This window comes from Paenibacillus sp. SZ31 (assembly GCF_012912005.1).
Lineage (GTDB): Bacteria > Bacillota > Bacilli > Paenibacillales > Paenibacillaceae > Paenibacillus.
Window position 1 is genome coordinate 293,361 of sequence record NZ_JABBEA010000006.1, and the last position, 14,301, is coordinate 307,661.

The window sequence follows — 14,301 nt, forward strand, 5'->3', positions numbered from 1 at the left end:
TAATGAAGAAAACCATTTTACTACTGTTTTTGAGTCTATTCTTACTCGTTTTGCTCCCTAATCAGGGAAATGCCGCTGCAAGCACGTCGAAAATCGTTATGGATGGAGAGGAATTAGTCCTCCCAAGTGATGTACAGGTGACGATTATCAATAAAAACGTGATGATCCCGATTCGTGTCGTTGCCGAAAATTTGAAATTCAAAGTCGATTGGAACCAACAAGCACACACTGTAAAAATTCAGCAAGATCAACAGACGATTTCCCTAACCGTCGATCAAAAGCAAGCCATGGTTGCTGACAAACAAGTCACTTTGAACACAGCACCGCAGATTTTGAATAAAACGCTGGTGGTGCCCATTCGATTTGTCAGTGAACAAATGGGGCTTAAGGTAAGATGGAACAATCAAGACAAGATCGTATACTTAACGAACACTAGTAAGGAACCTGCTATCGAACCAGGCAACAGTTCTGGAAAAGGGGATTCAAGCTCTACCGCTCAGGTTACCGATATCCAATTTGCCAATAATCAGCTCGTTGTATCCACCGATGGGGCCGTTCAGCCGGTAGTAACGACACTCAAGTATCCTGATCGTCTGGTTGTGGACTTGCCGGGAGCTACCTTTGGTGATATCTCCCAGCCGCTGGATCAAGGACTCAATGGCAGGCTGGATGTGAGCGCTTATCCCAATGTGACGGAAGTGAGATATTCACTGTTCAAACGAGAACCGGCGCAAGTTCGAATTGTTGTAGAATTGAATCATGTGAAGGATATCCAGTATAGCCAGAACGTCATTGCCGATAAACTGATTATTGACCTGAATGTTGCAGGAGACAACGTCGCACCTGCTCCTGTAACTCCAGTAGGCGATTCAGGACGCAAGGTCGTTGTGATCGATCCAGGACACGGTGGCAGTGATCCAGGAACGATTAGCATCACGAACAAACCCGAAAAGGACTACAATCTGGCATTGGCTCACAAAGTACAAGCCCTGTTGCTCAATGAGCCCAATATCGAATTGGTGATGACTCGTGAAGGTGATACATATCCGACCCGCCCTGAGCGTGTTCAACTCGCCAATCAATTAAATGCGGATGTATTCGTATCTATCCACGGCAATAGTGTGAAGTCCGCCCCCCAAGCCACAGGTACGGAGACATACTATTATCAACGCAGTAATAGCAAAGAATTAGCCACTATCATTCATCAACGTTTGGTGAAAGCCATGGGTCTCAGAGATCGTGGTGTGAAAAATGGCAACTTGGAAGTGATCCGAGACACGACCATGCCTGCAGTGCTTTTGGAAGTAGGATTCTTGAGTAATGTGCTCGATGAAGAACTGATGTCATCCGAAGTTGTTCAGATGAAAGCCGCTCAAGCGATAGCCGACGGAATCAAGGAGTATTTGGGCCTATAAATCATTAAATATATCAGATGAAGGAAGTGATTCTTTGAATAAGAAGCTAGGTTGTGCACTTATATTATCATGCTTGATCCTTATCGGAGTCGGATGTGCCCAGAAGCCAGTGAGTGAATCCGGATCGAATCAACCTGCTGTTCAGGGAGGACAGGCGCAGTCACCAAACCCATCTGAACCGGAGGTGGATCTAGACAAAATGAATACACAAGTCGTCGACATTTACTTGGCAGACTCTCAGGTACTGGAGCTTGAGAAAACAGAACAGGAAATTGAATACAAGGATGATTCCGAAAAATATAAAAAAACATTTGCAGCGTTGCAAACGAACACCGATTCAGAACTCATTTCCCTTTGGGAGCAGGTTGAATTGCTCTCTGTCCAATATGCTGAGGGTACGGTGACTTTTGATGTTCATATCCCAACTGAAGCCAATCTCGGTACCAGTGGAGAGTTACTCGCATTGGAAGCTTTAACGAAAACGATGTTTCAATTTGATGAAGTGAACAGCCTGGATATACTGGTGGACGGTGAAGCCGTTGATAGTTTGATGGGTCATGCCGAGCTGGAGCACCCCATTCATCGCGAACCCTGAATGATTCACAACAATGGAAAAAGAACGTCCCCAGGGACGTTCTCAGATAACGAACGCAATACTACGTTTCATGCACAATTCACACATATAGCTCGTCCCCAGTAGACAGTGAATGTATAACTGTTCCCGGTGACGGGCTATTTTTGAGCAATCCTTCTTTTAATCTGTCCGTCTCTGCCCGATCAGCATGCACAAGGACCGTATGCCTTGCTGGAATCTGATGCAGCATCCGCTCGACATCCTTCCAGCCCTGATGTACTTTATAACGTATTTTCCGCACCTCACTCACTCCATACTTGTCAGGAACCCGTAGCAGCTTATCAGCAAATGTACCATGAGCAACATGCCCAGTGAGCAGAATCAGATTCTCCTCCCTGTCCGAGAATTGACTATAGTACCAACGGGCAAGCGAGGACTGCATCATGCCGTCCGGAATGAACCATAGCGAAGCAGCATGTAGTTCCAACAGTTGTTCCCGCTCTTGGGTGGTCGTAGGCAGATCCCATCCTCGTCCGGTCAGAAAGCCATCAATTTCGTCTGGCAACGAACTTCCGGTGATATGCTCTCCCTTGTCCCTCAACCAGTATGGAGCATGCATAAGTTGCTTCATGCCATCCACGAGTCCTTGTTCCACTACGATTGGAACAGCCGGGAATTGTTGCTGTGCCCACAGTATGATCTCCTGTCCACGCCCTACAACAGGCATGGGTAAGAGCACCTTTCCACCTTGAGCAATCGTCTGGCGAATGGCTTTTTCCAGCTGTTCCAGTTTGTCAGCCTGTGTATCTTGGTCCGTACCATAGGCCGCATCAACGATCGCCAGATCCACCAGCCCGACGGAAGATACTGCTGCTCTATCTGCTCTGCCTGCTACATTTGCTCTGCCTACTCCATCTGCTTCGTTGGATGTGAAATTTCCCTGCTTCATGAGTGTCTCCGTGGATACGAAGGTGCTTGACGACGCCTCTGATGCAACAGATGTCTGATCTTGTAACGTTATGAATTCTCCAGCCTTTTGCCCAGTGTTTATAGCGACTAGTTCCTCCGCGCCCCACCGTTCGCTGCTCGAAGCATCGAACACGGGATTTTCATGGAGCGTGCCTGCCTGCGAGAACACCTCCGCTGGACAATCCTCCTGTAAAAGCATCGATTCGGACGTGTAGTCCCCGGAATAAAAAATCCGCTTAGCTGCCACTTCAAGCCCAAACCACACCGATCCAGCCAGATGTCCACTGCGTCCCCACATCACTTTTACTTCAGGAATGGGTTCGAACCAGGTTTGGGATACAACCTCATCCTCCAGATACCGATAACGAATAGCTTGCTCATCTGCTTCATCATAAGGAAGTTCTTCGCCTACACGCTCTACAAACCTACGCCAGTTGGCAAAATACGTACGCAGCTGTGCCCTCGTCTCCCTCGTCGTCCACACTTCACCCTGGTAACCCATCTTATACAGCAATGGGATGGCGACCGAATGATCCTCATGGGCGTGGGACAAGAAGACCGCATCCAGTTGCGGGACAATCTCCGGGTCAATCATCGGATACTCACCCGTACCTTCTTTTTTCACACCACAATCCAGCAAAAGGCGAACATTGCTACCGCTCAGGAGATAGGCGGAACGTCCATGTTCCCCTGCACCGCCCCATACGTTCAGTTTGATCATGATGCATTCCACTTTCTCTTTGAATTCAGCAGTTCGATTCCCAGCAGCATCAGCACCGTCATACCTACAGTCACCACGGCCATCGCCATTCCCAGTGATACCTGACCTTGTTCAAACTGGGCAAAAATATACGTAGCCGACGTCTGCATCGACGGCGGAAGAATCAATAACGAACCTACCAGCTCCCGGGTAGCAATCGTAAAGGTCATCATCCAACCCGCCAACATGCCGGGCAGGATCAGCGGGATCAGGATACGCCGCAGAATGTACAGCGGCTTCCCGCCAAATACTTGCCCAGCCTGGAACAACGTTCCGTCAATCTGGGTAAAGCTCGATTTTACATACTGCACGGTGTAAGGTAAGAAGAGAACAACGTACGTGAGAACAACCATACCGTAGGTGTTATATAACGTGACTGGCATCCAAGGTGAGTTCCAGAAAAGAATCAGACCCACGACCATCACGATGCCCGGCACCGTATTAGGCAACAGACTGAACAAGTCAATCACACGCTGCATGAATGAAGAAGATCTGCCGATCGCCAGCGCAAACCCGGTTCCGATAATAACGGCAACGGTGGAAGCCGCGAGAGATAGTCCCAGACTGTTCCCGATTGCCTTCATGCTCACCGATCCCCAAGATAACAGCTCCTTATAATGATCCAGTGTCAGGTTATCAAAAGCGAGTCCCGATCCCCGTAGCTTCATGGTCGAAGCGGCGATGATGGAGAAATACGGGATACCTATCGACAGGATCAACAGGATCGCAAGATACACCCCGCACAACCATCCTGCTCCGCCACGAAGGGAATATCGCTTCGAACGTTGCCCTTTGCCACCTACCAGACGATACGTGAACTTTCGACTCATGGCAGACTGCATATACCACATTACCAGACAGACGGACAGCAGCACCGATGCCAGCGAAGTCGCCTTACCGAAGTCAATCGGCCAACTGGATATGTACTTATGGATCTCGGAGGTCATGACATAATAGCCAATCTTGCGTCCGAAGGTCGCCGGTGTTCCGAATTCCGCAATCGTTTTGACAAAGACCAGCATGATGCCCATGCCGTAAGACGACAACAACAGGGGTAAAATAATGCGTCTGAAACGGTACCCCGCACGTGCACCGTGCACAGCTCCCGCTTCTTCCAGATTGCCACCGATGCGGATCAATGCATCCCGAAGCAGCAGATACAGGAATGGGAACAAGTGTAAGCTCATGATGAGCACCATGCCCCAGAAGCTGAAGAACAGCTCACTCCAGCCTGCTGATGAAGGCACCCATTGCTGCAGGTATCCCCCTTTTTGCATAAACAGAATCCAGCCCATTGATCCGATATACGGCGGAGTCATGAACGGGATCATCAGGATCACATCCACCCAGCGATGCTCCCCCATTCGGGTCTTCGCCATCATCCAGGCAAGCGGTAGCGCCAGCAGTGTGGTTACCGCTACAACGCAGATGCCAAGCCAGACGGAATTCAGCAACACACCTGATAGATGATGACCTGTAATCGTGCGAATCGGAGCCATCCAGTCCCACTGTCCATCCGGATACACACTTTGCCAGAAGATCAGCAAGAGCGGCATGCCAATGCTTATAGTCAGCAGAAAGAGGGCCAGAATCACGCCCACTCTCCGAAAAATTCGGTTGTTGTCCATTACAACAGGTTTCACTACGTTCACCTCACATGACTTTCCACAGACAGCAGGTATTCCTTTTGCCTAAATGTCTTTTTCGTATTGTGTCTTACTTAAAAGTCTCGGAAAAACGCGCCGCTGTCTCTTCGCCATGTTCACTCATCCAGTTCCAATCTACTTTAAGCTGTGGAATATCCTTCACATTGGCACGGTTGGTCGCCTCAATGTCTTCGCGGCCCGGAATCAGATAAGCATCTGCAACCAGCTTCTGAGCTTCATCGGACAACAGGTAGTCAATGAACGCTTTGGCATTCTCTACATTTGGACTGGATTTCAGAATCGCTGCCGGTCTTGGGCTGATCACCGTGCCTTCCTCAGGATATACGATATCCAGGGGTTCACCTTTTGCTTTGGAGGAATACGCCATGTAATCCACACCTGCCGCTACGATGCTTTTAGCACCCGTAATGACCGGATCAAGTGCTTCCTGATTGGCACCTGCCATCGCTACACCATTTGCTTTATAGGCACTCAGCAGATCCCATCCTTTTTCACCATTCGCACTCAGGTATCCTGTGATGAAGTCGAGTGCTGAACCTGATAATGTAGGGTCCGGAATGTTCACTGCATCTTTCCATGCAGGGGTAGCAAGCTCTGCCCAACTTGTCGGTGGTGAAGATACCAGTTTGGTGTTATACACAATCCCCAGTGCGGAAGCACTGCTGCTGAAATAGTTGCCTTCTGCATCCGACCAATCCTTGTTCAGCTTGTCCGCATTGGCTGCGTCCGGGTATGACATAGTCAGTCCATCGGCTTTCAGAGCCTGTGCTGAAGGTAAAGAGGCCAGGATCACAACGTCTGCAACCGGATTGGACTTCTCTGCTTCCATACGAGCCAGAATTTTGCCTGTCGTTCCCTGGAACATCTCGACTTCAATCCCCGTTTTGTCTGTAAATCCGCTCACGATGTTATCCGCCAGCTTCTGTGGGCCAGCACTGTACAAGACAAGCTTACCGCCAGCCGGTTTCGTTGTTTCCGCCGCCGCTGCTGTGTTTCCTTCACCTGCGGGTTGTGCTGCGTTGCCTGTGGTCGAGTTCCCTGTACTACATCCGAACAAACTGATACTCATTACCGCAGTTAATAACAACATTGCACTCTTTTTCCCTGTTTTCATACCCAACATATTAGTCCATCTCCCTTGGTTTCTGTTTGATTTTCACTACTTTAATTGACCGCTGCTATAACTTCTCTGCGCTTCACACTCGGGTTGTCATAACCATCCATTCGGCATATCCGCTCGGGAGCTACATGAAGCTGAACCCGCTCTCCCACACGCACTCTTTGATTCATATAAGCTGTCCATACGCCCAGCCCTTCCATCTGCACTCGCACTTCGTAACGCTCACCTACATAGCTGACGCTGAGTACAGTCCCCGGGTAACACAGATCATCATGACCTGTTTTGTTCCAGGTGACATGCTCCGGACGAACCATCGACTGATTAGGCGTGAGCCAGTTGGACTTTCCGATAAACGAAGCGACATACGGATCACTTGGCGCAGAGTAGATCGTTTCCGGACTTCCCTTTTGCAAGATCCGCCCCTTCTGCATCACCACAATCTCATCTGACATCGACATCGCTTCAATCTGATCATGTGTGACGTACAGCGCAGTCAGTCCCATATCCCGAACCAGCGACATCATCTCAATCCGCATCTCTTCCCGGAGTACAGCATCCAGTGCACTCAGTGGCTCATCGAACAGGATCACACCAGGTCTGACCGCTACGGCTCTGGCAAAAGCAACCCGTTGCTGCTGTCCACCAGACAGCTGATGAGGATATCGATCTTCCATGCCTTGCAGGCGAACCATACCAAGTGCTTCATTCACCTTTTGCCGCAGGTCGGATTTCTGTTTTCCGGCCTTTAGGCCAAACGCTACATTTTCGTATACGGTCATATGCGGCCATAATGCAAAATCCTGAAACACCATGCCCAGATTACGCTTGTGTGTCGGTATATCAATCCGCTTCGCCGCAGAGTAGATACACTGACCATCTGCACGAATCTCCCCCGCGTCCGGCTGTTCCAGCCCGGCCAACATGCGGAGCAGTGTTGTTTTGCCACAGCCCGATGGGCCGAGCAGTGTCGTGAACTTTCCATGTTCAAGCGTTAGATCTGTTGGCAGCAGTGCGGGTGTTTGATTAAATGATTTTTGAATTCCTGTCATCTCTAATTTCATAAGCATCCCTGCCTGTCTTCTGTTACTTGATCTCTTGCACTGTTCTCAGTCTAACGTCCGCTTTCGCGAGTTGTATGTCTTGTATGTAAAATTGGAATTAACTTTTTAGATGAATTCTGTTGATGTTCATAGATTAAATCTATAGTAGGTGAACTAAATTAATTTTCATGTTGTCGCTCCGATTACAGCACCATCTTCCGATCGCTGTTATCCCCAGATTTCTTATATTTCCTTTATAAAGGGAGAAATCCGGGGATAAAGGCGAACGCTCCGCTTCTTCAGATTGGTTCTGTACTCTCCGTCTTTATGAAAAATATTAGATCATCTTATATATTGGGCTAGTAGAAGTGAGAGGAGTGTTGGGACATTGAATCTGATCAAATTACAAATTGTTGAGCTGATCGACAAGCATCATCACATGACAAGCGTGGCCGAGTTACTGGGGATCAAGCAACCTACCGTTACATTTCATATGAAGTCATTGGAGGAAGAGATGGGTGTGCGATTATTCGAATCGCGCAGTGGAAAGACCTTTCTAACCGAGGCGGGACAAGCTCTACTGCACTATTCTGTCAAAATCAATGCTCTGACCCAAGAGGCTAGGCGGGTAGTGAAGGAATATGACAGCCTCTATCGGGGTACCCTGCACATTGGGGCAAGCTATGTACCAGCTACATATCTGCTGCCCGCCATGCTCAACACCTTTTCTCAGGAGTTCCCGGGCATCCGTATCGTCTTATCCGTCAAACCATCACCTGTTATTCGCGAAATGTTAATTCGTCATCAGATTGATCTGGGGGTGATCTCTTCCGAGCCGTTTGTTGGACCTGCCCTGCAAGCCGAGACGTTGTGTGAAGATGACTTGGTATTAATCTGCTCTCCGCAGCATGGTTTGGCCCAGAAGGATGCATTAACACCCGATCATATCGCACAGATTCCTTTTGCCTTACATGGCAATGAATCCAGTACTCGACGGTTGACCAATCAATGGCTCGCGCAACATGACATTCGTTTGCGGAGCACCGTGGAGATGGATTCCCTGGAAGCGATCAAACAGCTCGTGTTAATCGGAGGGCATGTCTCATTCATGTCTCGGATGGCGGTACAGTGGGAGGAACAGCAGGGGCTCATTCAAGTTCTTCCCATTCCAGGAGAGCAAGCGCCGCGCCATATCTATACGGTACATAACAAGGACCGCCACCCTTCCGTTCAGGTAAACCGCTTCAAAGAAGTGCTGCGAGAGGTGAGTCACGGCTTCCCCATTTTCCATGGCTGATTGCCCTGATCCGCTATAAACTATCGTTTGCCATTCATCAAATCTATGCAGGGTTAACGCAATGTGCGCTCCCCTTTAATCGCTTTCATATATTCGGGCGATAAAGTGAGTCTGTACGTAATCCAGATTAGGAGAGTGATTGGTTTTGAAAAAGTGGAAAAAGGTAACTGCCTCATTGATGCTGAGCATCGTAACATTGGGAAGTGGAATGACATTTGTGGGAGCACCACAGGCTTCTGCTGCTGCCAATGCCGTTCCTGCTTATGAAGTAAAGTTTCTGGCCAAGCCGGAACTTGTATTGAATACAGATGGGACACCACGCAGTGAAGTGATTCAGACACTCGGACTGAATTCCACGCCAAGAAATATCAACGTAGAGTACTTCGACACCAATGCTCTCGGATTGGATCAACAAGGATGGAACGTTCGTTTTCGCAAAAAAGATGACAAGAATAACTACGAATTGACTTATAAAAAACGCTACCCTGTAATCAATGGCGACATCAACGCAGCGCTGACTCTGGCTAACCAAGAGGGATTTGATAAATCGGATGATAATTACGAGGCTGAGATTGATTGGGGATATGGCAAACAAACGCTGAGCTTCTCCAATACCAAAAAAGTCGATACCAAAGCGACAGGTGTTCAACTTCCTTCGCAGCAAGATGCCCTGAACATGTTACTGGACAAGCTTCCGGGCAAATTGAAAAACTGGACTTCCTCCAACTGGGGCAAACAGCAGCTTACACAATCCCGTGCTTATGGTCCGGTAACGTTCCAACGATATGAAGGTACATGGAATGGTCAAGAGCTTACATTTGAAGTATGGCCGATCCGCAACGCAGCAGGTACAGGTATTGAGAATATCGTAGAGGTCTCTTTCAAAACCGATGATGCTGTAGCCGTATCCGGACTGCGTACTCAACTGCTGCAATTGCTGGAGAACAACAACTGGCTGATTCCTGCCGATGGTTTGAAAACACAGACGATTCTGGAAAGATACTAATCGCTAGCTCTAATTAAAAAGACAAGTTCCTCTTGCTGCGGACATCGTAGGAGAGGGCTTGTCTTTTTTTGCGTATGAATTAAATGATCTGTTATTTAAGTAATTCTACAATTAACATCAGTTGAGATTTTACTGGTTATTCGCTCAACGGTTTAGATGATGCGAACTATGTATTGGCTATTTTCCAACTCGGTAACCTGTTTAATTCAATTTATAGTGGAGAGTTACGCGGTTCAATAATCAGAATTCGCTAAATCATTTCATATTATCATATGGACTTCTTATTTGTATGACAATATGCGATAATTGATAATGATTCTCAAATACATCATATGTAATGTTACTATTGCAAGTTAAGGAGGGATTCTGGTGACTTTGCAAGTCTTTCCACTAATATCTAACGGTGACCATACCCGTGACCTATATGCAAGATTCAAGACATCCGAAGTTCTCGATCAAGCGTCTTTTCTTCCACCATTCGTATTAACGGACTCACATCTTTTGCTCATCTGTACTGGCGGTGAAGCCAATATCCGTATTGGGCATAGGCAAAATCATGCCACACTCGGCAAGATGTATCTAATCCTGCCAGGAACAGCCATAGAATATACACCGGATGAAATTCATACTTTACAGGGACTCGCGATATATTTTGATCTGTTAAAACCCATTTCAGATATCAATAAAGCTACTTCCGGATCTACTGTAATGGAGGTATACCAAAAAGGGTTACTTCGTTCGGCTTATGCCGATGAGTTACCGCATGAACTTTTTCAGGAATGTACCAGAATTGCCTCACAGCTCCATGAATGCATCTCTGTACCTCAAGAAAATCGTCCATTTCGTATTCAGACTTTGATGCATGAGTTGTTAGCCCAGGTGTATGCTCCGCCCAAAGAGAGTACACTAGGGGATTCGGAGCATATCTCTGCTTTGGATCAAACGCTTGAACTTATTGAGCTTGGATATGCTGAGCATCTTTCTCGTGAAGTTCTTGCCGGAGTGGCAGGCATGAGTGTATGGCACTATTCGCGGGTATTCAAAAACCGCACTGGCATAAGTCCCATGGAATACGTGAATAGCATCCGCATGGACCGGGCCAAAGAGATGCTGCTCGTCCCCGGCCAAACCATCAAGCATATCGCCTCACAGGTTGGTTTTCAGGACGAGTTTTACTTTAGCCGCAAATTCAAAAAATATGTTGGCGTGTCTCCCTCTACCTATCAACGACAGAAACGCAGTAAAATCGCTGCCCTTTCCTTCGGAACGACTGGCCACCTGCTGGCATTACAGATCATCCCCCATGCGGCATTGATCGATAACCTAAGGGATCAACACAGGAATCTGTTTTTCTCGAATATCCCTTATCATCTGGGACGTAGCAAACGCATGAATCCTCGTATCTGGCAAACCAACGTTGAGTTGTTGATGCAAGCGAGCCCAGACCTCATACTCTGTAACGAGTACGAAGCCCATACGTTAAAAAGAACGCTGCAGCGAATTGCACCTACCATCGTTATTCCATGGAAAGGATTGAGCTGGCGGGAACATTTCGTACAAGTTGCCTCCATTGTGGGACAGCAACAAGATGCTCAGCAATGGTTGGAGCAGTATGATGACAAAGTAACCCATGCTAAAGAGCAGCTTACTCATCTAATCGGTAAGGATACGGTCTCCATCATTCATATCATGATGGGTCATCTGTTAATCTACGGGCGACGCAATGGGGGTGCTGTTCTATATAACGACCTGGGCGTGTCCCCTTCACACGATCTGCTTCCAGGACAAGTCTATCGTGCATTGGATGAACAGGAGTTGCCTCAAATGGTTGGAGATCGCATGTTACTGATTGTGGACCAGGACTCCGAATCCCAGCAACGTTGGCATAAGCTACAACATACTCAGCTATGGCAAGATTTGATGCCCGTGCAGAACCAACAAGTATATCTGCTAGATGAAATGCCTTGGCTGGATTATTCACCATATGCCCATGATCAGATCATCGATGAAACCATCAAACTTTTTGGTAGCACTCAGCACATTAATCCATGACTGAATAGCACAGAAGGCTATGTCTCCCCCAACATGAGACCGCTACAATATAAAGTGTACTGAGAATCAATATCATTAGAAACACAGGGGGATTATGATGTACAAACAGCATTATGTCAAAATAACGGGGATACTGTTCATACTCGCGATGTTACTTGTTGCGTGTGGACAGACACCTGCAAGCACTTCGCAGCCATCTGCAGATGGCGTGAAATCAGCTGCGGGGACAGATGGGGAATCATCCACTGAATCAGCTACTAAGACGGTGGAGAGCGCCAGTGGCAGCAAAGAAATCCCGGCACATCCTGAACGGATTGTGTCCATTAATATGGAGGACATTCTACTTTCCTTGGAGGTACCACTGGTACTTGCTACACCTATTGGCAGGCAAGATTACCTGAATGAGCAACTTGAAGCCCAAGGCGTGGCTGTCGAACCCATTAATGAGAGTGTCAATTTTGAAGCTGTAGTCGGCGCCAATCCAGACCTTATTATTGCCAATGCCAGTTTGGATGCCAAGATTCTCGAACAACTCGAAAAAATCGCGCCTACGATCACTTATGATCGACGTAATTGGCAGGAATCTATCGTGCAGATAGCTACTGCACTGGATATTGAAGAGCGGGCTGAACAGCTTTTACAAAAAAATAAAGACCAAGTAACTGAAGCTCAGAAGCTCGCAGCCAATATCACCAAGACCAAACCTACAGCTGCATTCCTGCGCCTGGAAGAGAAGGATATGCGTTTGTTCTTCTCTTCCATTCCATCCACGCCATTTCCAGCTTCCAGTTATGTAGGAGCGGGTTATGAGGTTGGATTCACTCCCGACGCTCTCGTTACCAAACTTGAGGCAGAGAATCCGGAACGGATGAATGCCAGTATCTCGGTTGAGCTTTTGCCTGAAATCAAAGCAGACTATCTGTTTATCGTGTCCATTAGCTCAGATGGGTCAGCTGAAGCGTTGCAAAAAACAAAAGATGAACTCAATGAAATCCAGCAACTCCAAGTATGGAAAAGCTTACCCGCTGTTCAAAATGGTCATGTCTATGTCCTCAATGCTAAGAAATGGCTCATTGACGGCCCCATTGCCGAATCGCTCAAACGTAATGAAATGCTCGAAGTTCTTGGACTACCTGCTCCATAATAGTCAATATACCTCTGTTTCATTCACAACAAACAAAAGGAGATTCACCGGATTTTCGGTGGATCTCCTTTTGTTTTAATATTTCAAATGGCCTCATTCAGTCCTGTTTCATGAAAAATCATCCTTAATGCTTAACAGCTAAATGTACTTCATGTACACCTTTCTCATTCTACAATTAATTAGGGATAGGTAATCATCAAAATCATATATAACTATCAGGCTTTTAATATATTTTAAAATTTTGGGCTGTTTCAATCCCAAGTGCACTCTGGATAAACGTATTAGCCACTTTCTCTACAGGTACAGGATTAAATCCAATAAAGAAATCCTTATATTTTTCCGCCGACTCTACAAACAGATTAGGACTAACCGAATTCAAACGAATACCCCTTGGCAACTCAAACGCTGCCGCTTTGGCAAACGAATCAATAGCCCCATTCACCATAGCGCTTGATGCACCTTGCTCAATAGGGTGATCTTGTATAATGCCACTGACCAGCGTGAAACTCCCCTTATCGTTAATATAGTGCTGACCAATCAACACAATATTGACCTGGCCAAGCAGTTTACCCTGCACACTAATCATATTGTTCTCAGGAGTCAGTTCTTCCAGTTTCGAATAATGGGTCTGGCCTGCCGCCACAATGACGTAATCAATATTACCCACCGTTTCAAAGAGGGTAGTAATACTCTCTGTCGACGTCATATCCACCTGAACATCCCCCGATTGTCTACCTGCTGTAATAACCTCAACGGAATAATCTCTCAGCTTCGCAACAACGGCTTTACCTAGCGTTCCGTTTCCACCAATGACCAGAGCTCTTTTCATTACTGTTTGTCCTCCTTTATAAATAAATACGGTTAATCAGATACGAATTGTTCTATTTATTTAAACAAAGATTCCATCCTTATTCAAATGACATTTGACCCTATTTTAAAAGGAATACACTTATTCATTTAACGCACAAAAAAAGCCCCTGCTATAAGCAAAGGCTTTTCTATATGTTACTAGGAAGCGGGTGATGGGAATCGAACCCACGCTATTAGCTTGGAAGGCTAAAGTTCTACCATTGAACTACACCCGCAAAATAAAAAAATCGGGATGACACGATTTGAACATGCGACCCCCTGGTCCCAAACCAGGTGCTCTACCAAGCTGAGCTACATCCCGATACTTATGAAAATAATGGCGCGCCCTGAGAGATTCGAACTCCCGGCCTTTTGATTCGTAGTCAAACGCTCTATCCAGCTGAGCTA

At 47.0% G+C, this 14,301-nt stretch carries 11 protein-coding genes and 3 tRNA genes; 6 read left to right on the top strand and 8 right to left on the bottom strand.

Annotated elements, in window-relative coordinates:
* Window positions 1-2: 2 nt before the first annotated feature.
* A complete protein-coding gene (locus HF638_RS15070; RefSeq protein WP_169480919.1) occupies window positions 3-1,415 on the top strand; it encodes an N-acetylmuramoyl-L-alanine amidase family protein in 1,413 nt (470 codons plus the stop codon).
* 34 nt (window positions 1,416-1,449) lie between these two features.
* The gene (locus HF638_RS15075; protein WP_169480920.1) at window positions 1,450-2,010 is read left to right on the top strand and encodes a GerMN domain-containing protein; all 561 of its coding nucleotides are present in this window, start codon (window positions 1,450-1,452) and stop codon (window positions 2,008-2,010) included.
* A 79-nt stretch (window positions 2,011-2,089) separates the two neighbouring features.
* On the opposite strand, the gene HF638_RS28615 is transcribed toward HF638_RS15075, so the two are convergent.
* From HF638_RS28615 to HF638_RS15100, 4 genes are all read right to left on the bottom strand, one after another.
* A complete protein-coding gene (locus HF638_RS28615; RefSeq protein WP_248278148.1) occupies window positions 2,090-3,679 on the bottom strand; it encodes an MBL fold metallo-hydrolase in 1,590 nt (529 codons plus the stop codon).
* A complete protein-coding gene (locus HF638_RS15090; protein ID WP_169480950.1) occupies window positions 3,676-5,346 on the bottom strand; it encodes an ABC transporter permease in 1,671 nt (556 codons plus the stop codon). The genes HF638_RS28615 and HF638_RS15090 overlap by 4 nt, the downstream gene beginning before the upstream one ends.
* Before the next feature lie 88 nt (window positions 5,347-5,434).
* Entirely contained in the window at window positions 5,435-6,508 is a 1,074-nt protein-coding gene (locus tag HF638_RS15095; protein WP_169480921.1) for an ABC transporter substrate-binding protein, read from the bottom strand.
* 41 nt (window positions 6,509-6,549) lie between these two features.
* The gene (locus tag HF638_RS15100; protein ID WP_169480922.1) at window positions 6,550-7,566 is read right to left on the bottom strand and encodes an ABC transporter ATP-binding protein; all 1,017 of its coding nucleotides are present in this window, start codon (window positions 7,564-7,566) and stop codon (window positions 6,550-6,552) included.
* A gap of 367 nt (window positions 7,567-7,933) precedes the next feature.
* Here HF638_RS15100 and HF638_RS15105 point away from each other — a divergent pair, with 367 nt between their 5' ends.
* The 4 genes from HF638_RS15105 (at window position 7,934) to HF638_RS15120 (ending at window position 13,044) form a co-directional block, all read left to right on the top strand.
* Entirely contained in the window at window positions 7,934-8,842 is a 909-nt protein-coding gene (locus HF638_RS15105) for a LysR family transcriptional regulator (protein ID WP_169480923.1), read from the top strand.
* A gap of 145 nt (window positions 8,843-8,987) precedes the next feature.
* Complete coding sequence (locus tag HF638_RS15110; RefSeq protein ID WP_169480924.1) at window positions 8,988-9,848, top strand: hypothetical protein; 861 nt, start codon at window positions 8,988-8,990, stop codon at window positions 9,846-9,848.
* A gap of 369 nt (window positions 9,849-10,217) precedes the next feature.
* A complete protein-coding gene (locus tag HF638_RS15115) occupies window positions 10,218-11,900 on the top strand; it encodes a helix-turn-helix domain-containing protein (RefSeq protein ID WP_169480925.1) in 1,683 nt (560 codons plus the stop codon).
* 97 nt (window positions 11,901-11,997) lie between these two features.
* Complete coding sequence (locus HF638_RS15120; RefSeq protein ID WP_169480926.1) at window positions 11,998-13,044, top strand: ABC transporter substrate-binding protein; 1,047 nt, start codon at window positions 11,998-12,000, stop codon at window positions 13,042-13,044.
* Window positions 13,045-13,267: 223 nt separating this feature from the next.
* Here the strand turns inward: HF638_RS15120 and HF638_RS15125 are convergent, their stop codons facing one another.
* The 4 genes from HF638_RS15125 to HF638_RS15140 form a co-directional block, all read right to left on the bottom strand.
* Window positions 13,268-13,873, bottom strand: a complete 606-nt coding sequence (locus HF638_RS15125; protein WP_169480927.1) for a short chain dehydrogenase — start codon at window positions 13,871-13,873, stop codon at window positions 13,268-13,270.
* A gap of 185 nt (window positions 13,874-14,058) precedes the next feature.
* A tRNA-Gly gene (locus tag HF638_RS15130) sits at window positions 14,059-14,129 on the bottom strand.
* 12 nt (window positions 14,130-14,141) lie between these two features.
* Window positions 14,142-14,215 (bottom strand) — tRNA-Pro (locus tag HF638_RS15135).
* Window positions 14,216-14,231: 16 nt separating this feature from the next.
* Window positions 14,232-14,300 (bottom strand) — tRNA-Arg (locus HF638_RS15140).
* Window position 14,301 lies beyond the last annotated feature (1 nt).